At 69.2% G+C, this 18,828-nt stretch carries 23 protein-coding genes, 1 tRNA gene and 2 pseudogenes; 6 read left to right on the forward strand and 20 right to left on the reverse strand.

Features of this window, described 5'->3' with window-relative positions:
- The first annotated feature begins 38 nt into the window (after window positions 1–38).
- Window positions 39–1,181, forward strand: coding sequence for a sensor histidine kinase (locus GLX30_RS24505; RefSeq protein WP_159692379.1), 1,143 nt, complete (start codon window positions 39–41; stop codon window positions 1,179–1,181).
- Window positions 1,172–1,816 (forward strand): response regulator transcription factor, encoded by a 645-nt coding sequence (locus tag GLX30_RS24510; protein ID WP_167306861.1) that lies wholly within the window; start codon window positions 1,172–1,174, stop codon window positions 1,814–1,816. The genes GLX30_RS24505 and GLX30_RS24510 overlap by 10 nt, the downstream gene beginning before the upstream one ends.
- Before the next feature lie 171 nt (window positions 1,817–1,987).
- Here the strand turns inward: GLX30_RS24510 and GLX30_RS24515 are convergent, their stop codons facing one another.
- The 4 genes and pseudogenes from GLX30_RS24515 to GLX30_RS24530 all read right to left on the reverse strand — a co-directional run bounded on the left by GLX30_RS24515 (window position 1,988) and on the right by GLX30_RS24530 (window position 5,377).
- Window positions 1,988–2,206 carry a zinc ribbon domain-containing protein gene (locus GLX30_RS24515; RefSeq protein ID WP_100106980.1) on the reverse strand — a complete coding sequence of 73 codons (219 nt, stop codon included), beginning with the start codon at window positions 2,204–2,206 and terminating at the stop codon, window positions 1,988–1,990.
- A gap of 9 nt (window positions 2,207–2,215) precedes the next feature.
- Window positions 2,216–2,893, reverse strand: a complete 678-nt coding sequence (locus GLX30_RS24520; protein ID WP_159692381.1) for a DUF4383 domain-containing protein — start codon at window positions 2,891–2,893, stop codon at window positions 2,216–2,218.
- Between the two features lie 212 nt (window positions 2,894–3,105).
- Window positions 3,106–4,448 (reverse strand): annotated as a pseudogene (locus GLX30_RS24525) (hypothetical protein).
- A 140-nt stretch (window positions 4,449–4,588) separates the two neighbouring features.
- Window positions 4,589–5,377 (reverse strand): DUF4097 family beta strand repeat-containing protein, encoded by a 789-nt coding sequence (locus GLX30_RS24530; RefSeq protein ID WP_208545478.1) that lies wholly within the window; start codon window positions 5,375–5,377, stop codon window positions 4,589–4,591.
- Between the two features lie 238 nt (window positions 5,378–5,615).
- Between GLX30_RS24530 and GLX30_RS24535 the strand changes: the two genes are divergently transcribed.
- A tRNA-Val gene (locus GLX30_RS24535) sits at window positions 5,616–5,687 on the forward strand.
- A 103-nt stretch (window positions 5,688–5,790) separates the two neighbouring features.
- Here GLX30_RS24535 and GLX30_RS24540 read toward each other — a convergent pair.
- The 11 genes from GLX30_RS24540 to GLX30_RS24590 form a co-directional block, all read right to left on the reverse strand.
- Window positions 5,791–6,927 (reverse strand): site-specific integrase, encoded by a 1,137-nt coding sequence (locus tag GLX30_RS24540; protein ID WP_159692383.1) that lies wholly within the window; start codon window positions 6,925–6,927, stop codon window positions 5,791–5,793.
- On the reverse strand, window positions 6,927–7,136 hold the full coding sequence (locus GLX30_RS24545) for an excisionase family DNA-binding protein (RefSeq protein ID WP_159692385.1): 210 nt from the start codon (window positions 7,134–7,136) through the stop codon (window positions 6,927–6,929). Before GLX30_RS24545 ends, GLX30_RS24540 begins: the two co-directional genes overlap by 1 nt.
- Window positions 7,133–8,503 (reverse strand): replication initiator protein RepSA, encoded by a 1,371-nt coding sequence (repSA, locus tag GLX30_RS24550; RefSeq protein ID WP_159692387.1) that lies wholly within the window; start codon window positions 8,501–8,503, stop codon window positions 7,133–7,135. Before repSA ends, GLX30_RS24545 begins: the two co-directional genes overlap by 4 nt.
- Window positions 8,500–8,727, reverse strand: a complete 228-nt coding sequence (locus GLX30_RS24555; RefSeq protein WP_159692389.1) for a hypothetical protein — start codon at window positions 8,725–8,727, stop codon at window positions 8,500–8,502. Before GLX30_RS24555 ends, repSA begins: the two co-directional genes overlap by 4 nt.
- Complete coding sequence (locus GLX30_RS24560; protein ID WP_159692391.1) at window positions 8,724–8,912, reverse strand: hypothetical protein; 189 nt, start codon at window positions 8,910–8,912, stop codon at window positions 8,724–8,726. Before GLX30_RS24560 ends, GLX30_RS24555 begins: the two co-directional genes overlap by 4 nt.
- 90 nt (window positions 8,913–9,002) lie before the next feature.
- Window positions 9,003–9,344, reverse strand: coding sequence for a SpdD-like protein (locus GLX30_RS24565; RefSeq protein ID WP_159692393.1), 342 nt, complete (start codon window positions 9,342–9,344; stop codon window positions 9,003–9,005).
- 16 nt (window positions 9,345–9,360) lie between these two features.
- Window positions 9,361–9,555 (reverse strand): hypothetical protein, encoded by a 195-nt coding sequence (locus tag GLX30_RS24570; RefSeq protein ID WP_159692395.1) that lies wholly within the window; start codon window positions 9,553–9,555, stop codon window positions 9,361–9,363.
- A 14-nt stretch (window positions 9,556–9,569) separates the two neighbouring features.
- Entirely contained in the window at window positions 9,570–9,761 is a 192-nt protein-coding gene (locus tag GLX30_RS24575; RefSeq protein ID WP_159692397.1) for a mobile element transfer protein, read from the reverse strand.
- 19 nt (window positions 9,762–9,780) lie between these two features.
- Window positions 9,781–10,443, reverse strand: a complete 663-nt coding sequence (locus tag GLX30_RS24580; protein ID WP_159692399.1) for a DUF2637 domain-containing protein — start codon at window positions 10,441–10,443, stop codon at window positions 9,781–9,783.
- Between the two features lie 89 nt (window positions 10,444–10,532).
- On the reverse strand, window positions 10,533–11,888 hold the full coding sequence (locus GLX30_RS24585; RefSeq protein ID WP_244258278.1) for an FtsK/SpoIIIE domain-containing protein: 1,356 nt from the start codon (window positions 11,886–11,888) through the stop codon (window positions 10,533–10,535).
- Between the two features lie 2 nt (window positions 11,889–11,890).
- On the reverse strand, window positions 11,891–12,247 hold the full coding sequence (locus GLX30_RS24590; RefSeq protein ID WP_159692403.1) for a hypothetical protein: 357 nt from the start codon (window positions 12,245–12,247) through the stop codon (window positions 11,891–11,893).
- 165 nt (window positions 12,248–12,412) lie between these two features.
- Here GLX30_RS24590 and GLX30_RS24595 point away from each other — a divergent pair, with 165 nt between their 5' ends.
- Window positions 12,413–13,144, forward strand: a complete 732-nt coding sequence (locus tag GLX30_RS24595) for a helix-turn-helix domain-containing protein (protein ID WP_159692405.1) — start codon at window positions 12,413–12,415, stop codon at window positions 13,142–13,144.
- Window positions 13,145–13,178: 34 nt separating this feature from the next.
- Window positions 13,179–13,649 (forward strand): NUDIX domain-containing protein, encoded by a 471-nt coding sequence (locus tag GLX30_RS24600; protein ID WP_159692407.1) that lies wholly within the window; start codon window positions 13,179–13,181, stop codon window positions 13,647–13,649.
- On the opposite strand, the gene GLX30_RS24605 is transcribed toward GLX30_RS24600, so the two are convergent.
- Together GLX30_RS24605 and GLX30_RS24610 are read right to left on the reverse strand one after the other, a co-directional pair.
- Window positions 13,637–14,197 carry an HD domain-containing protein gene (locus tag GLX30_RS24605; RefSeq protein ID WP_159692409.1) on the reverse strand — a complete coding sequence of 187 codons (561 nt, stop codon included), beginning with the start codon at window positions 14,195–14,197 and terminating at the stop codon, window positions 13,637–13,639. The genes GLX30_RS24600 and GLX30_RS24605 overlap by 13 nt on opposite strands.
- A gap of 1,053 nt (window positions 14,198–15,250) precedes the next feature.
- Entirely contained in the window at window positions 15,251–15,901 is a 651-nt protein-coding gene (locus tag GLX30_RS24610) for a hypothetical protein (protein WP_159692411.1), read from the reverse strand.
- Window positions 15,902–16,420: 519 nt separating this feature from the next.
- Here GLX30_RS24610 and GLX30_RS24615 point away from each other — a divergent pair.
- Window positions 16,421–17,131, forward strand: coding sequence for a hypothetical protein (locus GLX30_RS24615; RefSeq protein WP_159692413.1), 711 nt, complete (start codon window positions 16,421–16,423; stop codon window positions 17,129–17,131).
- A 304-nt stretch (window positions 17,132–17,435) separates the two neighbouring features.
- On the opposite strand, the gene GLX30_RS35465 is transcribed toward GLX30_RS24615, so the two are convergent.
- The 3 genes and pseudogenes from GLX30_RS35465 to GLX30_RS24625 all read right to left on the reverse strand — a co-directional run.
- Window positions 17,436–17,744, reverse strand: a complete 309-nt coding sequence (locus tag GLX30_RS35465) for a tyrosine-type recombinase/integrase (RefSeq protein ID WP_244258494.1) — start codon at window positions 17,742–17,744, stop codon at window positions 17,436–17,438.
- Between the two features lie 55 nt (window positions 17,745–17,799).
- On the reverse strand, window positions 17,800–18,039 hold the full coding sequence (locus tag GLX30_RS35470; RefSeq protein ID WP_244258547.1) for a hypothetical protein: 240 nt from the start codon (window positions 18,037–18,039) through the stop codon (window positions 17,800–17,802).
- 35 nt (window positions 18,040–18,074) lie between these two features.
- Window positions 18,075–18,251: pseudogene (locus tag GLX30_RS24625) on the reverse strand (excisionase family DNA-binding protein); the annotation flags it as partial.
- Window positions 18,252–18,828: the final 577 nt, after the last annotated feature.

Here is an 18,828-nt window from a genome sequence, read left to right on the forward strand (position 1 = left end):
GTGTGCCGGGCGGGCCTCACCCGTTAGCGTGACGAATCATGAAGGCACTGGCGGTGCAGGGCACCCGGTACGCGGTGGGACTTCTCCTCGGCACCCTGACCGCCGTGGTGGAGCTGCTCTTCGCGCTGCTCGGCGGACTCGTCCTGCTGCTGGTCCTCGCCTGGCCGCGCGGCCGGCCCGCTGTGCGGCGGCCGCTGGGCGGCATCGCCACCCGCCTCGCCCACGTCGAGCGGCGCAGGCTCGCCCGGTTCCTCGGGGCGCGCATCTCCTCCTCGTACGGCAGCGGACACGCCGCGCGGTACGTCGTCGCCCGCTGGCCGCTCGGGCTGCTCGGCGGGCTCGTGATCTTCTGCGTGCTGCTCGGCCTGCTGTACGCGGGATACGCCGCGCTGGGCTGGACCGTCGACGACATCGAGTACCCGTGGGCGGTCGCCGGGACCGGCCTGATCGGACTGTTCCTCGTCTTCCTCGCCGCCCAGAGCGTCTTCGGACTCGCCCTGCTCGAAGGCCATCTGGCCCGCCGGCTCCTCGGTCCGAGCCACCACGACGAACTGGAACGGCGCATCGCCCAACTGGCCACCACCCGCGCAGGGATGATGGACGCCGTCGACGGCGAACGCCGCCGCATCGAACGGGACCTCCACGACGGCGTCCAGCAGCGGCTCGTCGCCCTCGGCATGCTCCTCGGCCGTGCCCGCCGCAGCCGCGATCCCGACCGCGCCGCCCAGCTCCTCCTCCAGGCCCACGAGGAGAGCCGCCGCGCCCTCGCCGAACTGCGCGACGTCGCCTGGCGCATCTATCCGACCGTGCTGGACGAGGCGGGACTGCGCGCCGCCCTGGAGACCGTCGCGGAACGCACTCCGCTGCCCGTGCACCTCGCGTACGACGTCCAGGAGCCGCCCGGGTCCCGGCAGGTCGAGACCGTTGCCTACTTCGTCGTCTGCGAGTCCGTCACCAACGTCGTGAAGCACGCGGGCGCCACCCGCATCGCCGTCTCCCTGCGCCGCGACGGCCCGAAGCTCGCGCTGCGCGTCGAGGACGACGGGGTGGGCGGCGCGGACCCCGCCGGGGGCGGACTGACCGGCCTGGCGAGCCGGGTCGCCGCACTCGACGGCCGCTTCCGGGTCGACAGCCCGGCCGGCGGCCCCACCACCGTCACCGCGGAGCTGCCGTGCGTCTGATCCTTGCCGAGGACTCCACCCTGCTCCGGGAGGGACTGGTGCGGCTGCTCGCGGAGGAGGGCCACGAGGTGCTGGCCGCCGTCGGCGACGCCACCGCGCTGCTGGCGGCCGTGGAGGCGTCACCGCCGGACGTGGTGATCGCCGACGTACGCATGCCGCCCACCCACACCGACGAAGGGCTGCGCGCCGCCCTCGAGATCCGGCGGAGCAGACCGCGGGTCGGGGTGCTGGTGCTGTCCCAGTACGTCGAGAAGCGCTACGCGACCGAGCTCCTCACGGCAGACGACGGAGGAGTGGGCTATCTGCTGAAGGACCGCGTCGTCCAGGTCGACGAGTTCCTCGACGCGCTCGACAGGGTCGGCCGGGGACAGGCGGCGTTCGACCCCGAGGTCGTACGGCAGCTCCTGGCGCGCAGCACCCGCAGCGACCCCCTGTCACGGCTGACCGCACGGGAACGGGACGTCCTGGCCGAGATGGCGGAGGGCCACACCAACGCCGCCATCGCCGGCCGCCTCCACGTCTCGCAGAGCGCGGTCGAGAAACACATCAACGCGATCTTCGAAAAGCTGGAACTGACGGGGACGACCGGCTACTCGCGGCGGGTGCTGGCGGTACTGCGCTACCTCGGGTCGTGAGGCGCCGTCCGCCTCGGCCGCGGCGCCCGCGTGGGCGTGACGCCGGGGGCGGGCCGGCGCGCTGCCGAGGCCGCCTCGCCGTCGCCGTCGCTGTCGCCGTCGCTGGGCGGGTCGGGTCGGGCCCGGCCGGGTCGCGGTGGGTCCGGTCGGGGCGACGGCGCCGGGCCGTGGTCAGCCGCAGCAGCCGCCTCCGCAGCAGCCACCGCCACCGCCACCACCGCTCGGCGCGGGCGCGGCGGACTTCGTGCCGCCGACGGCGACCGCGGAGAGGAGCTTCACGGTGTCGTCGTGGCCCTCCGGGCAGTTCGCGGGGGCGGAGGACTCGGCCATGGGGCGGTTCACTTCGAAGGTGTCGCCGCAGGTCCGGCAGCGGAATTCATAACGAGGCATGCCGTAAGGCTAGCGGCGTGCGAGCGGCTTGCGGGAGAACAGGCGGCGACCGGTCGTCGGACGGGCGCCCGGGGTACGGCCGGCGGCCGTACCAGGGACCGGCGGCCGGGGCGCCAAGGGCTGCATGGCGGCGAGCTCCGCCCGGCGGCGGCTCGCGCGCTGCTCGTGCTCGGCCTGATCGGGGTGGCGGGCCCGCCAGTACGGATTGTCGTGCGGCAACCTCCCGCTGACCCGCCCGTACATGCCGAAGAACATCAGCAGTATGCCGACCACGAAGCTGAACAACACGTTCTGCATGCGGAACGCGAGGGGATTGAAACTCCGGTCGAGCAGGGCCAGGTTCACGAAGCCGCTGAGGATGAACAGGATGCCGAGGACCATGTTCACCGTCGAGGCGAAGTTGCCGCCGATCACCATGCTGACGAAGAGCAGCAGCCCGACGGCGATCGACAGGACGCTCAGCGCGCCGTTGGTGTTCAGGCCGCCGATGGTGTCGCCGCGGGTGTCGAAGAAGCCGATCCGGTCGATGAGCCCGAGGATCCCGAACGCGACCAGGACCAGGCCCATCAGCCCGGCCCCCACCCGGTAGAAGCGGCTGAGGCGGTGATCGACAGGCAGATGCTCGTCCAGCGCGATGCGGCGCCTGCCCCGTCCCACGCTCCTCGAACGCAGTACGTGTGCGGCCATCCCGCCTCCTTCGTACGTACGCGGACACCGACTCCACCAGGATCCGCTGCCGGACGAAGGGGGACAAGCTGTGCAGATCGGCATGCGGTGTTTGCCGGGCGGCGCCCGGCATTCACCGGGCGGGGTGGAGGCAGGGGCGAGGCAGGGCCGGCAGCGCTGTGAAGCGCCCCTGTGCCCGCGGCTCGTCGCCGGTCTCCCGCTCCGGTGGCCGGTCAGGCGGCGCCGGCGCCGCGCTCCTCCCGGATCTGGTCGACCACGCGTGCCACGGTGCGCCGTACCGCTTCCGTCTCGGTGAGGAAGTGCCAGTAGTCGGGGTGTCTGCCCTCGAGCCCGGCGACGGCGCGCTCCAGGCGGGCGACGGAATCGTCCAAGGGGCGCGCGTGGCGCGGGTCGGGGGTGTTGCGGCCCGTCATCGCGAGGCGCTGGGCGTCACGGATCGCGAAACGGGTCCGCTCGATCTCCTCCTGCGGGTCCTTGGCCACGGCGTTGAGACGCCGGAGCCGGTCACCGGCCGCGGAGACCGCCTCGTCCGTCGAGTTCAGCAGGGCGCGTACGGTGCCGAGCAGGGCGGTGGCGTCCGGCCAGCGCTGCTCCTCGCGTGCCTTGCCGGCCTCCCTCAGCTTCTCCTCGGCCTGGCGCGCGGCGGCGGCCGCCTGCTCGGGCACGGGCTGGAGGTCCTGCCAGCAGGCCGCGGTGAACCGGCGGCGCAGCTCGCTGAGCACGGGCTCGACCTGGGCGGAACGGGTGGTGAGGGCTTGGGCGCGGGTGCGCAGCGACACCAGTCGCTTGTCGATCTCGGCCGCGCGCTCCGGAAGCCGCTCCGCCTCCGTCCGTACGGCCTCGGCGTCGCGCAGCACGCGGTCGGCGCGCTGCAGTGTCTCGGGTACGCCGTGCCGTCCGGCGCCTTCGTTGAGCTTCGTCAGCTCAGGGGCGAGGCGGGCGAGACGCGCCGCGAGATCGTCCGCCCTCAATCCGGAGCCGCGTACTGAATCGAGAGCATTGCTCGCAGAAAGGAGCGCCTGTCGCGCCCGCTCGACGGCGGGCGCCAGCCGGGCCAGTTGCGTCTCCGCCTTGTCCAGCAACGGCCCGAGGCCCTGCTCGAACCGGTCGAGATCACCCTTGACCCGTACGAGTTCGTCCTTGGCCCGGGTCAGCTGCGCATGCGCCTGCGCGGCCACGGACGCGTCCAGGTCGTCCCGGTCCAGATCGTGCGCGTCCACGGCCGTGATGTAGGCGTGGCTCACCTCGTCGATGCGCTGCCCGAGCGCGGCGAACCCCTCCACGGCGCGGCGCGCCCCGGGCGAGCTGTCCACGGCCGTGATCGTCTCGATGGAGATCCGCAGATCCCGCTGCGCCGTGTCCAACTCGTAGAACGCCGCCGCGGCGGCGTCCTTGGCGGCCTGCGCGTCCGCCCGCTGACTCTCGCCCCGGCCACCGAACCAGCGGCGGGTGCCCCCGCCCCCGCGAAGGCGGCGGGCAGCACGGCCGCGACTGCGGCGAGCAGCGGAAGCGGGACGAGGACCAGCGCCAGAACGCCTCGGACCTCCCCCCGCACACCCCTGACGGCGGTCGCTCGTGCCTTGTCGTGCGGCCGTGCGTCTCTCGCCGTCACATCCCTCTCCCGTGCTGTGTCCGCCCTGCCCGGTCCCGGTCCGGTCAATTCTCCCACCAGGTAAGGACGAACACACGGGCTTGTCAGTTCGCGCTGCGCACCACGACTTCGCCGTTGTCGCTGCGGGCCTTGACGACATGAGTGCTGTTGTCGTCGGTCGGCACGGCCACGTCGACGTCCCCGTTGTCGCTCTTGGCGTCCACCGCGTACGGCGCGCCGGCCCCGGGCAACCTGATCTCGACCCGCCCGTTGTCGCTGTGGCTCTCCACCCGGTCGGGCACGCCTGTCAGCTCGAGCCGCACGGACCCGTTGTCCGAGCTGGCCACGACGCTCTTCCCCGACACCCGTTCCGCGACGACGCTGCCGTTCTCGCTGTCCAGCTCGAGCGCCCCACTGGAGTCGGTGACCTTCACGCTCCCGTTGTCCGAACGGAGCTTCAACGCCGTGTCGAACCCGCTAGCCGTCACGCTCCCGTTGTCGTCGTCCACGGTCACGGAGGTGCCCCGCGGCACCTTCACGGTGTGCCGGGCCACGCAGTCGCTGGCGATGGCGTCGCACTTCACCTTGAGGGTGAGCGTCCCGTCCGCCATCTTCCAGGTGGCGTCCGGCCCGTTCCCGAGGAACACCCACCCGTCGACCTGCCGGGTCACCTCCACCTCGTCGACGTCGGCGGGCACGAGCTCGATGTCGGTGTTGTCGGAGTCGATGGTCAGCGCCGTCCCGGTGAGCGCGAACGACTTCTTCTCGACGGGCGCCTCGCTGGCGTCCGCACTCCCGCACCCGGAGAGCCCGACCGCGAGCAGCGCGACCCCGGAGGCGACGACGCCGCCCCGGACAGCGCGGCGGTGATGACGACGGAGTCCGCTTGTCATGGCGATCTTTCCCCCAGGTAGCTGTGCGAGTAGCTGCGCAGATAGCTCTGCGTGATGTTCCTTCACCCTATGAGCGCGCCCGCCCCGCATCGATCCGGCCGCCCACCGTTTCCCTGGTGGGGCTATCCCCCGTACGCCCGCCGGGCGGCACGGTGACGAGCCGGCGGAGGCCGATCGGGGCACCGGCGGCGGTTTGGAGCTGCGGGGTATGCGCCATGTAGGCTGTGGCCTCATCCACGGGTGCGTAGCTCAGGGGTAGAGCGCTGCTCTTACAAAGCAGATGTCGGCGGTTCGAAACCGTCCGCGCCCACTCGCGTGAAGCACGACGAAGGCCCAGGTCACCGGTAGCGAACCGGGAGCCTGGGCCTTGTTCGTTCCTCAGTCGCGGAGGCGGGGGAGGGGCGTCGTGCCAGTTACGTGCCAGATTCCTCGTCGGACTCTGTCGGCCGGACCTTCCTGATCTGCTCGTCGACGTGCGCGGCGATGGCATGGTCACGGCCGTTCACCAGGTGCTGATAGATCAGCGCGGCACGCACCGAGGAGTGCCCCATCCGCTGCATCAGCTCACGCGTCGTGGCACCGCCGGTCGCGGCGAGGGTGTTCCCGGTGTGGCGCAGATCGTGGAAGTGCACGTCGCCGAGGCCGGTCGTCTCCAGGGCCCGCAGCCACAGGCGCCGGAAGTTGTTCCGGCGAAGCTGCCCACCCCGCGCCCCGGTGAACACCAGCCCGGTACGGCCCGGCTCGGCGTACGCGTCGAGATGAGCGGCCAGGTCCGCCGTCAGCGAGGCCGGGAAGGCCACGGTGCGCACGCCGGCCGCGCTCTTGGGCGTCTTCAGCAGGATGCCGTCCGTGCGGGTTTCCGCCAGCGCACGCCGCACGGCGACGGTTCGCCGCTCCAGGTCGACGTCATGACGCTGGAGCGCGGCCAGCTCCCCGAAGCGAAGTCCGGTGAAGGCTGCCAGGAGGATGAGCACCCGGAAGCGGGACGGCACGGCCTCGGCGAGCTGAAAGACCTCGGAGACCTTGAGGAAGGGGCGCTCGGCTGTCTTGGCTGCCCCGGCGCCCTTGATGCGGCAGGGGTTGCGCTGGATCACCTCGTCGTCAACCGCGGTGTTCATGATGGCTCGGAGGATCTGATACGCCTTGGCGACCGTCGGCTCACCGACACCGGACTCCAGCAGGCCGGCACGCCAGCGGCGGATCTGCGGTGTCGTGATCTCACTCAACACCACGTTCGCGAAAGTCGGCAGGATGTGGAGGCGCAGCGCACTGCCGTTGCGTTCGCGTGTGGTTGCCGCGTAGTCGCGCTCCTTGAACCATGCGTCGGCGTACACCCCGAAGAGAACCTTGTCGTCCGGGTTCTTCCACCGGCCGTCGAGGATCTCCGCTTCCTTGCGGACGAGCCACCGGTCAGCGTCGGTCTGCGACGGGAACGTTTCGGGCGCCGATCGAAGCAGCCCGTCCGGACCCTGGTAGCGAGCCTGAAAGCGCCCCGAGGGCAGCCTGCGCACCGCACCGAAGCGGCGACGCTTCCCCTTGGTGTTCGCCATCAGGCCACCGCCCCGAACCGGGCACGAGTGACGATCGGCTGGACCGTGTTGCTAGAGATGAACTCGACCAACGCGCTTTCAGGGATACGGACATGCCGTCCCACCTTGACGAAGACGATGCGGCGTTCTGCGATGAGCCGACGAGGAAACCGCTCAGTCGTACCCAGGACTTCGGCAGCTTGGGCCACGGTCATAAGACGGTCGTTCACAGCTTGCTCCCTTCCAGGGCGGCGAGTGCTTCGCGGGCGGTTTCGCGGTTGAGTTGGATGTCTCGGGCGATGGTGGCGGCGAGGGCGGATTCGCCGGGGGTGTGGCCGTGTCCGGCGTACTCCCAGGAGGAGAGGACGAGGACGGTGTCCGGGTCGCCGAGGGCGTCGTGGTCCTGGGCGGCGCGGTAGTCGGCGCGGATCTGGCGCAGTGTGCCGAGGGTGGTGGAGTAGCGGCGGGATTTGGTGGAGAAGTGGCCGCGGAAGCCGAGCATGTGGGCCCAGGCGCCCAGCTTCCGGTCCGGGTAGAGCGGGGCGAGGTCGAGGCATGCCTCGATGAGGCGGCGGGGGTGGTCGGGCACGTCCAGGAGGTCGAGGACTTCCCGGTTGCCGATGCGTCGGTCGAGGCTTCCGGTCGACTCGGCGGCTTTGGTGGCGTACTTGGCGACGTAGGAGGCGACGGCCTGTTCGGTGATGTCGGACCCGTCGCCGAATGCGCGGATCGGGCGGATGTCGAGCTGGCTGCCCCAGCGGAAAGGCCGGCAGGGCTGGTCCCCGGCGGCCGGGACGGTGATCGAGGTGTAGGAGTGGGCGACCGCAGCACGGATCGAGTCGTCGAGCACCTGCACCGTGGCCCAGGACGGCGGAGCGGTGTCGGGGCCGTCGGGGCCGTCGAGGCGGATCACGGCGTGGAAGTGGATCGCTCCGCGCTTCTGGAACTCGGCGACCTTGCCGTACGAAACCCGCAGGGTGTCTCTGAGTTCGCGCTGTGAGAGTCCGGCGCGGGCGGCGATCTCACGGCGGAGCCGTGTGGTGAAGCGCTGCCACAACTGGCCCGCGTGGTTGTTGAACAGGACGGTCCCGGCGTAGTCGTACGTGGTGGGGTCGAGGGCGGTGCCCAGGGCAGGGTCGTCCTCCGCGTGGTGGGTGCCGCAGCGGCAGACGCCACGGTCCGGACGGTTGTGGACCGGGCCGAACGAGGGCGCGGTGAGCGTGGCGAAGACGCGCGGGTGGTCGCGGACAGTCGCGGGGATGTCTTTGGACTCGTCTCCGGCCAGGCCCGCGCGGATGAGGTGGTAGGTGTCTCCGGCGTAGGTGTAGGCGCAGGTGGGGCAGCGGGAGGCGCGGCGGTTGCCGCAGGCGACCCGGAGGCGTCCGTCCGGCTCATGCTCGGTCGAGTACCGGCGCAGCGTCTCGCCGGTGGTCTTGTCCTTGGCGAGGGTCCAGCCGGTGAGGTGGATCGGGTCGGAGCAGCCGCCGGTGCGGTGGATTTGGTCTTTCCAGCGGTCGAAGCCGGGGGACCCGGCCACCCGGAGGACATCGTCCAGGGTGGCCGGGTCCAGGCCCGCCGCGGTGGCGGTGTGGGTCACGCGCTCTCCTCGTCGAGGTCCGGCAGGGCGTCAAGTTCGCGGGCGGCCTGGTCGGCTGCGGCGGAGATGGCGCGCAGGACGTCGGGGGTGCCGGCGGGGGCGATGAGCGCGACGTCCACGGTCCCGCCGCCGATGCGGAGGCTCACGAAGTCGTGGTCCGCGAAGACGACGACGCGTGTACGGGTGTCGGTGGTCAGGTGCGCGGTGACGGTGATGTCCTTCATGCCCGGCCTCCGACCAGCTGGGCGGTGCGGACGGGGCGGGTGCCGGTGCCGTGGCAGGCCGGGCAGTGGACGGTGATGGTGCGCAGGTTGCCGTGTCGGTCGCGGCCGCCGAGGGTGACGCGGACGGTGGGGAAGCCGTCGCAGTTCGAGCAGACCCGCACGGTGGCGGTGGTGGGCTGGGCCATGATGGGTGTTCCTTCCTGTCCTTCGGGATGGGTTGGGATGCGGCTCCGGGGCGGCGGTGACTTGGCGGTTGACGACCGCCCCGGGGCCGGTCAGAAGCGCTTGCGCGGGTTGTTGAGCAGTGAGCGGACGACGAGCGCGCAGACCGCGACCGAAGCCGCGGTGACGGCGACCGCTAGGAGCATCGAGACCAGGACCGCGCCGACGACGAGCACGACTCCGGCACCACCGGCGACCAGGGCGAGGAGGGTGCCCGGAGTCATCTGGACGGCGGGCCGAGCCGGGGCGGGCGCAGGCACGTGAGCAGCGGGCGAGGTGTGCTGGCAGGTGCAGGTCGGAGCGGAATGCTGCTGCTCGATGAGGGTCGGTTGGACGGCGAGCGGTGTGACGATGCCGGTCGGGGTCGGCATGGTGGGGATGCGCGGGCGGAGCATGACGGTCTCCCTTCGCTTACTTCTGGGTTTCGTTGACGACGTCGACGCCTGTGCGGGTGCCGGACTCGATGGCGGGTGCCAGGAAGGTGTCGGCGAGGAGGAAGCCGCCGAGGAGGAGCACGACGATCAGCCAGGTCGGCGGGCGGAAGAGCCGGATGCCGAAGTAGCCGAAGACGGCGATGACGAGGATCAGCGGGAGTTCGACGTTCATCGGTTGGTCTCCTGTCAGGCGATGCGGCAGCGGTGGGTGCGCGCGGCGAGAGTGGCGGCCGAGCGGCTGGTGTAGTCCGAGGACCAGCCGCAGCGGTCGGCAGTGCAGACGGCGGCGTGCTTGGTACGGCCCTGCCGGTCGCGGTGGGTGCCGACCTGAACCGGGCCGATCCGCATGACGGAGTGGAAGAAGTCGCGGGCAGACATGGCGGGTTGTCCCTTCTGATTAGGCGAGTTGGGCGGCGATGGCGTCGGCCATCGGGGCCGGGACGCCGAGGCGGGCGCGCAGGGTGTCGGTGTCGATCCGTGTGCCGGTGGCGGCGCGGTGCGCGTCGGCGACCTTGCGGGCGTGGTCGACCAGCGCGACCGGGACCGGCGGAGCCGGAGCGGCAGCAGGCTCAGCGGCGGTCAGGGCCGGAGCAGGGTCCGAAGGTTCGACCGGCTCGGGCTCAGAGGCGGGAGCGGGTTCGGCCGGCACAACCTCGACCGGCTCAGGCTCCGGCTTCGACTCATGGGCGGGGTCGGTCGCGGCGGGTGAGTGGGCGAGGAGTGTGCCGCCGAGGAAGGCGAGGGCGGGCCATCCGGCGATGCCGAAGCGCAGCCAGGCGGGCGGATGCGCCAGGTCGAGGAATCCGGCGGTGGCGACGTTCGCGCCGAGGGATGCGACCAGGGCGATCAGGAACCAGCACCAGGCGAGCCGGGACGGGCCGTCGTTGCGCAGTCGACGCCAGGCGGCGACCAGGAGCAGGTCGACGGAGACGGGGTAGGCCCATGCCTTCCATCCGGTCTGTCCGGCAGCGGCGGCGAGGTCGTGCAGGTGGGCGAAGGACAGGGCCCCGGCGATCACGGCTTGCACCAGGACGGCGTCGACGCGCAGTGAGCGGGTCATGTCTTCACCTCCTTTGCAGGGCGTTTTGGGCATGGCGGGGGTAGGGAGCTGGCGCGAGAAGGTCGCGCCGACCGGGGTGTGGGGGCGGGTCAGACGGAGGCGGGTGCCTCGGTCGGGGCCGGGATCTTCACCAGCGAGACCGTGGGCGGCAGCGGCCGGAACGGAGCCAGCTCCGGCAGGTCCGGCGTGCGGTGTGCGTTGGCATTGCAGACGTTCACGGCCTGGCGCAGCGAGGTGAACGGGGCGCGGATGCGGACCCAGCCGCCAGTCGAGTCACCGGCGACGGCGGTGCCGGGGCGGTTCGCGGGAATCTGGGTGGCGGCAACCACGGCGTCCGGGGAGATGTCGCCGAACGCCATCTTGGCGGAGGCTTCATCGTTGACCCGGTGTGCCGTACGGCCGGTGAGCTGGGCGCGGAGCATGGTGATTCCGTCGCCGAGTTCGGAGCCGAAGCGCTGCCCGCAGATTTCGACGTAGATGCCGGCAGCTCGGCCGAGCTGGACGAGCCGGACCAGTGCGGTGACGATCCGCTCGCGCCGCTTCTTCTCCGCCGAGTTGGCGAACAGCGACAGTTCCGCCACCTCGTCGACCAGGAGCACGATCGGAGTCGGGCGCAGGTGATCCGGCAGGCCCCAGATGTCGGCGGTGATCTCTGCGTCGGGGACGTCCGAGCTGATGCGCTGTTCGCGACGGACGATCCGGTACGTCGCAGCCATCCTCTCCACGAGGACGTCGAGCAGGTCCGCAGCATCGTCGGCATTGTCGGCAAGCGCTGAGAAGCGTCGGGCGAGAGGGTAGAGCTCTACTCCTTCCTTGCAGTCAATGCCGACCAGGGCGACGTCGAGTGCGGCGAGTTCCTTGACCAACTGCCGCTGGTAGACGGACTTTCCGGACTCGGTGGCACCGAGGTTGAGGGCGTGCGGGACCTGGCGGTAGTCGCGGTAGTGGACCTCCCCGTCCTCCCGCAGGGCGACGGGGATGCGTAGGCCTTCACGGATGACCCTCGCGGGCATCTGCACCCGCTTGAGCACGTCGTATCCGGTCATCCGCAGCTCGACGACACCCGACTTGATCTCGCGGGAGGTGACGCCCTGCATGGTGAACGAGTGCCGCAGCCGGTCGGTGGAGGCGGCGAAGTCGAAGGCGTCCTGACCGGGTCGGAGTCCCAGCCGCAGCACCAGTCCGGTGCGGGTCGGGCGCAGGCTCAGGATGCGTGGCGGTCGGGAGGCCGGGATGGGCCGGTGGGCGATGCGGGCCCAGGCCAGCCGCAGCCGGGACGGCGGGACAGTGAGCCCGCAGGCGTCCATGACCGAGGCGTACCGGATCAGGACCCGCAGGGCCGCGAGGGCGATGCCGAAGGCGAGCCAGTACCAGGCGGGGCGGCGCCACTTGAGCAGCAGCGCCAGCCCGACGACGACCAGCAGACCGATCGCTGTCCCGGTCACGATCAGGCCGCCTTCGGCTTGCCGGCGTCCGCGGCCAGGGAGGTGACGGCGATCGCGCGGAAGCTGATGCCGGGGCGCTTCTGTCCGTTGAACTCGTTCTCCCATGGCCGGGCCACCACGCCAGTGAGGCCGACCGGGGTGCCGGTGGTCAGCTCGCCGGTGAACCCGGTCTCCGGAACGGTCAGGCTCAGGATCTCGGCGTTGCCGTTCATGACGAACATGACGTCGACCGTCATCAGCGGTGCACCGGTGTCCCGGTCAGTGGCGACCTCTCCGGTCTGACGGTTGGCAATCTTCGGCTGCGGGGGCTGGGCCACCATCACGACGGCGCCGGTGGTGTCGACGGGAATCTGACGCATCGTCTTGTCTCCTGTAGTTGAGGGTGATTCGGGCCGCCGTAGCGGGCGGTGAGATCAGGAGACCGCAGCAAGTGATGGACACATCACGGCCCGTATGGACGTTTGGGGACGTCTGAGCTATCGTCAAAACGTCCCTAGCGTCCCCCAGGTGAGGGCGATACCGAGATGGCGAACGAGCGTCTGCGCGCGATGATTTCGGCGAAGGGCGAGACCGTTCAGTCGGTCGCGCAGCACGTCGGAGTGGACCCTAAGAGCGTCGAGCGTTGGATCACGACGGACCGCACGCCACACCGAGGTCACCGGTGGAAGGCGTCCAGCTTCCTCGGCGTGGACGAGGTCTACCTCTGGCCTGCGGTGACGAAGCAGGCGGAGACGGCCAGCACTTCGGAACTGGTGACGTACTACCCGCATCGCGGAGCAGTGCCGGCCACCCTCTGGTCATCGCTGATCGAGCAGGCGTCCAGCCACGTCGAGATCCTCGTGTACGCGGGCCTGTTCCTCTTCGACAGCCACCCCGACCTGCCGGACCAGCTCGCCGACAAGGCCAAGGCAGGGGCCCAGGTCCGGGTACTCCTCGGTGACCCCGAGTCGGACATGGTCCGGCAGCGTGGCGAGGAAGAGGGCATCGGCAGCGATCTTGCCGCCCGAGCACGGATCACCCGCCGCTACCTCGAACCAGCAACCAGGACACCGGGCGTCGAGGTCCGACTCCACGACACGATCCTCTACAACTCCATCTACCGGTTCGACGACGACGTCCTGGTGAACCCACACGTTCTCGGCGCACCGGCCGGACAGAACCCGGTCCTGCACTTCCGGTACATCCCCGGGGCCCGGACGTTCCGCCACTACATGAAGAGCTTCGACTACGCGTGGGAGCAGGGCACCCCGTCGTAACCGCAGTCGGCGACGGGCATGCGACGCTGGAGTCATGGCCCGCATCGACTACTTCAACGATCCGAACGCTCCGAAGGCGAACAGCATCGTCCCGTCCGTCACCGCCGTTGCCCGCAATGAGGCCGGCGAAGTGCTACTGATCCACAAGACCGACAACGATCTGTGGGCCCTGCCCGGCGGCGGCGTCGATGTTGGCGAGTCTGCCGCAGACGCCGCGGTACGTGAGACGAAGGAAGAGACCGGGTTCGAGGTCGAGGTGACCGGTCTGGTCGGCCTGTACACCAACCCGGCGCACGTCATGGCGTACGACGACGGCGAGGTACGGCAACAGTTCTCGATCTGCTTCACGGCGAAGATCACCGGCGGTGAATTGCGCACCAGCAGCGAGAGCAAGGAAGTCGCCTTCGTCCGGCCGGACCGGCTCGACGAGCTGAACATTCATCCGTCGATGCGGATGCGGATCGATCGCGGACTCTCCGGCGAAGCGACGCCTTACATCGGCTGAGCGTCGAGCCGCGCGAGAGTCCGCTCGACAGCGGCCCCGAGGTAGGGCCGGGCCTTGCTGATCGCGTTGTGCACTTCGCTGCCGGGCGCGTAGCGAACCAGGATCTCGTCGATGCGCCTATCGAAGTCGAAGCGCTGCCCGGCGGGGCCGGTGGTCATGTCGGCGAAGATCAGCGCGTCCAGGACCGGGGAGTCTTCCCGCTCGTACACGGCCAGCTCAGCCGAGAGCCCACGTTGCTCTGCTTCGTACACCGCGCCGGAGTGATGGGCGACGAGCCGCACCAGACGATCGGGCGCATCAAGCGAGGCCAGATGCCGGGCGCCGTCGAGCGGGTGGAATCCGGTGTCACGCAGCTCGGGTGCGTACCCGATGTCATGGAGCCAGGCCGCAGCGACGAGGAGGTCCCGCTCGTTCTCGGGCAGAGCCTCTGAGGCTTCGACAGCCCGAGCTGCGACCGCCTGAGTGTGCAGCCAGCGGTTCCCGAGCGGTGGCAACAACGACTCGGCCAGCTCGGCCGCTCCATGGGGCGTATCCAGCGCAGAAGGCATGGGCAGCACCGTAACTCAGCAGGCGGACAGGTCGACAGACCGACCGCAGGCCATGGGAGCGCGGTAAGAGTTTCTCTACTCGATCAAGGGCTCGCTCCGCTCGCCGCGCGCCCGGCTTGGCGCCGGGCGACGCTCCTGTCTCCGCCCCGCTCCGCCCGGCCGCCGGACGCGCGCGGCGCGAGCAGACGCAGAGAAGAACGGCCGGCACGTGGCTGGGGCGGTCGGCTCCGCGGCTTTACGCAGCCACCATGGGGCGAGCCTCGAAGATCGGGGCCCACATCGGGCTATTGCGGGCAGGTCCAGAGACTGCCCGATTTCGCTGAACAGCGTACGGGCCCCGATCTCTCGCCCCATGGCAGCTCCCGCCCAAAGCCGCTCCACCGACCTCGTAGGCCACTGCTGCACAGCTATCTTCGTCTCATGGATGCTGGGCTAGCAGCGGTACTTGGCGCAGGCGCGGGAGCCCTAGCAACGACTGGAGCCGCATTGGCGACTGGCTGGGCCTCGCGAGAGCAAGCGAAGATCACAGCTCGCGCTGAGCATCGCCGACAACGCAGGGAGCCTCGCCAAGGGCTCTATAAGCAGTTCATCGACGCCGCGAGCAACGCTGAGTGGTACATGGCGATGCTTCCGCTCCTCATCGCCACGGAGCACACGCAGGAACCAACTCCGGCAGAGCATGCGCGACGCTGTGGAGAACTCGCCGACGATGTTCGAAAGGCGTGGCTCGATGTGGTCTTGGCTGGGCCCGCCGAGGTGGCAGAGACAGCCTCCGACATCGAGGACTGCTGCCAGAAGCTAGGGACCTGTGCGGATGCCTTCGCAGAAGGCCAAGCGGACCCGAATCTGGAGCGCGATTGCAGGGACCTTGTGAAGCGTCTTTCCGCCCAGCTGCCTCAGTTCATCACCCAGGCGCGGGACGCCTTGGATGATGACGGAAGCGGGAAACGCCGGTAATCAGAACGACGTGCCCCTACCATGCGTGCCCGTCGAGCGGTAAGCCACGAGGAACAGTGGGCAATCACAGAGCCGGCCATGAGAAATCCCCAGGGCTCATCCGTCAGCGGCCTGCACTCCGTGGCGTTCACCATCTCCTGAGAGATTATCTACTACGTTCTGGTCATTTGCTTGAACGCCGTCGGCCAGGCGAGCCGCGAGATCATGCAGCCCCTCCCTGCTTTCTACAAGTACGCTCCGCGAACGCGTCGGTGCATCCTCGGAAAGGGAATACTGAACGATTACGTGGCCCCATATGCCAAAGTCCCCTACGCGTGCCGTCGGATGTGGCCATTCAAAGGCTGCGGCATCCCCGCAATGGGCGAACAGCGGAAGAGGTTGACCGTCTTCAGGCTGGAGATCGAAAGGTGGAACGTCGATTTGCTTGCCTGTCTCATCCGGCATCACATTGAGATCCGCTGTGAGCTTATGCAAGTAGACGCTCGCGGTTGTGGGTTTGGTGTTGAACCGTACAAAGCCGCTACTGGCATGTCTCCGGATCGCGATGTGGAATTCCACCGCTAGCCCAGCTTCCATCACGGTGGCCGACCTTGCAGCCGCTTCAGCGGCTCGCAAGGAGGCGGTAGCTGATTCCTTGGCTGAATCAGCTGTTCTACTTGTGTGACCGGCCAGCCTCCAGGTGAGAATGACGTATGCAAGAGTAACCAAAACCAGGACGCCACTGAAGATGACCTGGGCGATTTCCACGGCCACCACCTCAAGCCCTTGGGCAGATTAATCTCCTCTCTATCCATCCTGGACATTCCGTCACCCCTTTGCCACTGCGGCAGCGTTTGTTGCATGGGCAGGACCGACCTATAATGCGAAGCCCGCTATCTGGTTCCTGATTGAAGCATGGGCAATCTTCGGGGCGCGGCCCCACCTCCGCTTCTTCGCCGTGAGAACAGGCCTCCCCGTGGTACAGCAGCGCCGTACCGCAACCCCAGCAACCGCGGCCGACCGCTACCTTCCCCCCGAGGCCTCAAAGCGTCTGGAATGACCGGCGCTGACCGATCCGGCTAGAGCTACGGATCAGAAGGTGGCCGTACCGGCCGCCAACTCGGGGCCAAGGCGCTTCCTGTGGGGATGACATCTCGGCGACACCCAGATCCTCTCGGGCCCGCCGATAGAACTCGTCCCGCGCAGACCTGTAGTCGCTGAAGGCGCCACCGAGCAATGTCCGGATGCCGATTTGTCTTCCGGCTCGGCGTACGACCGTTGTCGGCGATGATGAAGCTCGTGAAGACGGAGATACTGGTGGCGCTGATCGGTGTTGCAGGCGTGGTCGGTGCCACCGCGGGGGCAGTCGTAGGAGCCTGGCTCCAGGCGAAGGGTGGCCACGCGCAGGCGGCTGCGGCGCGGGCGGCTGCTGACACCGCGGCCGGGGCCGCGTGGCATCAGACTATGAGAGACCTGCGGTGGTCGGTCCTGTCCGCCTACCTGCGGGCCGCTGCGGAAGCCCAAGAGGCCGACGAGGCAGTGCAACGAAGCGGGGCGCGGGAGGAAGTGGAAGCGGCAAAGAAGGCGTTCCATGCCTACCGGCTGGCCCACGCCGAAGCGGAGCTGGTGGCGCCCGATGATGTGGTGCCGGCGCTAGAGCGGCTGGACGCCGAGCTCCAGGGTATGCACACGGATGCGACCAGGCGCGCTCTCTCAATGCAGGCGTACCGAATGCTGGAAGACCTTTTGACGAGTGAGCCCGCCGCAGCGGGTTTGGCGCTGCAACGGCTTGATGAAGTCCAGCAAGGGCCCGCAGAGACGGTTCAGAACAGGATCACAGCCGCGCGCGATGCGCTGCGGGCGGTGCCGGGCCTCTCGCCGGGCTGCGTGGTGGCGCTGGGTATCCTCGGCCCCGAGGACCTCGAAGCGGTGCTCAATTACCGGGGGCGGCGGAGCGACGGTCAGGACGTTTTACCAGTGAACGCACGCGTCTGGTAGCCGCTATACGGGCTGCGCTCGGCACGAGCGTGTAGGTAGTACGGCCATCCAACCTGACATCACCATCTGACATCAACGGCGGCGTACAGCAGCATCATCGGGGAACCTTTCATGGTGCTGGCGTCGACATTGCATCCAGGTCCGACGGGTGTCCGGGCGAACTTACAAAGCAGATGTCGGCGGTTCGAAACCGTCCGCGCCCACTCGCGTGAAGCACGACGAAGGCCCAGGCCACCGGTACCGAACCGGGAGCCTGGGCCTTGTTTCGTTCCTCAGCCGGGGCGGGGGAGAGGTGTCGTGCCAGTTACGTGCCAGATGCCTCGTCGGACTCGGCGGGCCGGGCCTTCCTGATCTGCTCGTCGACGTGTGCCGCGATGGCATGGTCACGGCCGTTCACCAGGTGCTGATAGATCAGCGCGGCCCGAACAGACGAGTGCCCCATCCGCTGCATCAGCTCACGCGTCGTGGCGCCGCCGGTCGCGGCGAGGGTGTTCCCGGTGTGGCGCAGATCGTGGAAGTGCACATCTCCGAGGCCGGTCGTCTCCAGGGCCCGCAGCCACAGGCGGCGGAAGTTGTTCCGGCGAAGCTGCCCACCCCGCGCCCCGGTGAACACCAGCCCGGTGCGGCCCGGCTCGGCTACGCGTCGAGATGAGCGGCCAGGTCCTCCGTCAGCGAGGCCGGTCGGCGTAGACCCCGAAGAAAATCTTGTCGTCCGGGTTCTCCCATCGGCCGTCGAGGATCTCAGCTTCCTTGCGGAGAAGCCACCGGTCGGCATCGGTCTGCGACGGGAACCTCTCGGGCGCTGATCGCAGCAGCCCGTCCGGCCCCTGGTACCGAGCCTGGAACCGGTTCGACGGCAGCTTGCGCACCGCACCGAAACGGCGCCGCTTCCCCTTGGTGTTCGCCAACAGGCCACCGCCCCGAACCGGCGGCGAGCGGTGGCCACAGGCTGGACTGTGTTAGCCGCCACGAAGTCCGCCAAAGCCGGCTCAGGGATGCGGACATGCCGCCCGACCTTGACGAAGACGATCCGACGCTCGGCGATGAGCCGCCGGGGAAAGCGGGCGGTTGTCCCGAGGCGCTTCGCCACCTCGTCCACCGTAAGCAGCTGGTCGGTCATCAGCAGATCCCTTCCGTGGTGTCGTTTGTGAGTGAGGCGGCGAGCCATTCCTCGGCGCGGCCGAGTCCGGTTCCGGCAGAGGTCCAGTGCGCGAGGACGAGGGTGGTGTCGTCGTCCTGTGGTTCGGCCGGCAGGGCCTGGCCGCCGCGGGCGATGGCGGCTGCAAGGCGGCAGTACGGTCCTGGACCGACAAGTGCCGATCATCCGCAACGGCCGCGCACATTCACCAGCGTTCTACGCCATGTCGCGCGACGCCCTTTGCTGATCGTCTGGCTTGTCGCACTTGCCGTGCTCGCGGGCGTGGCCCAGCCCAACATCCCGCAGCCGTGGTCGAGCCTGATCTACATCCTGATCATGGCCGGGGTAGTGATCTCAATCACTCGCAGCCTCGATCAAACAGAGCGCCCCATCGAGAGCTAGTCACGTGCCCGTGCGTGCCCGATCAGCCAGTAGCGAGCGGGGAACCACGGGGAACCAGGGCGAGGCAAGCACTACACCCCAGGTCAACGACCACCCAGGTCGGGATGCATCCGCATGCGGCGTCTTCCGAACTAGGTGCGTGTCACCCGAACATAGG

The organism is Streptomyces sp. Tu 2975, from assembly GCF_009832925.1.
Lineage (GTDB): Bacteria > Actinomycetota > Actinomycetes > Streptomycetales > Streptomycetaceae > Streptomyces.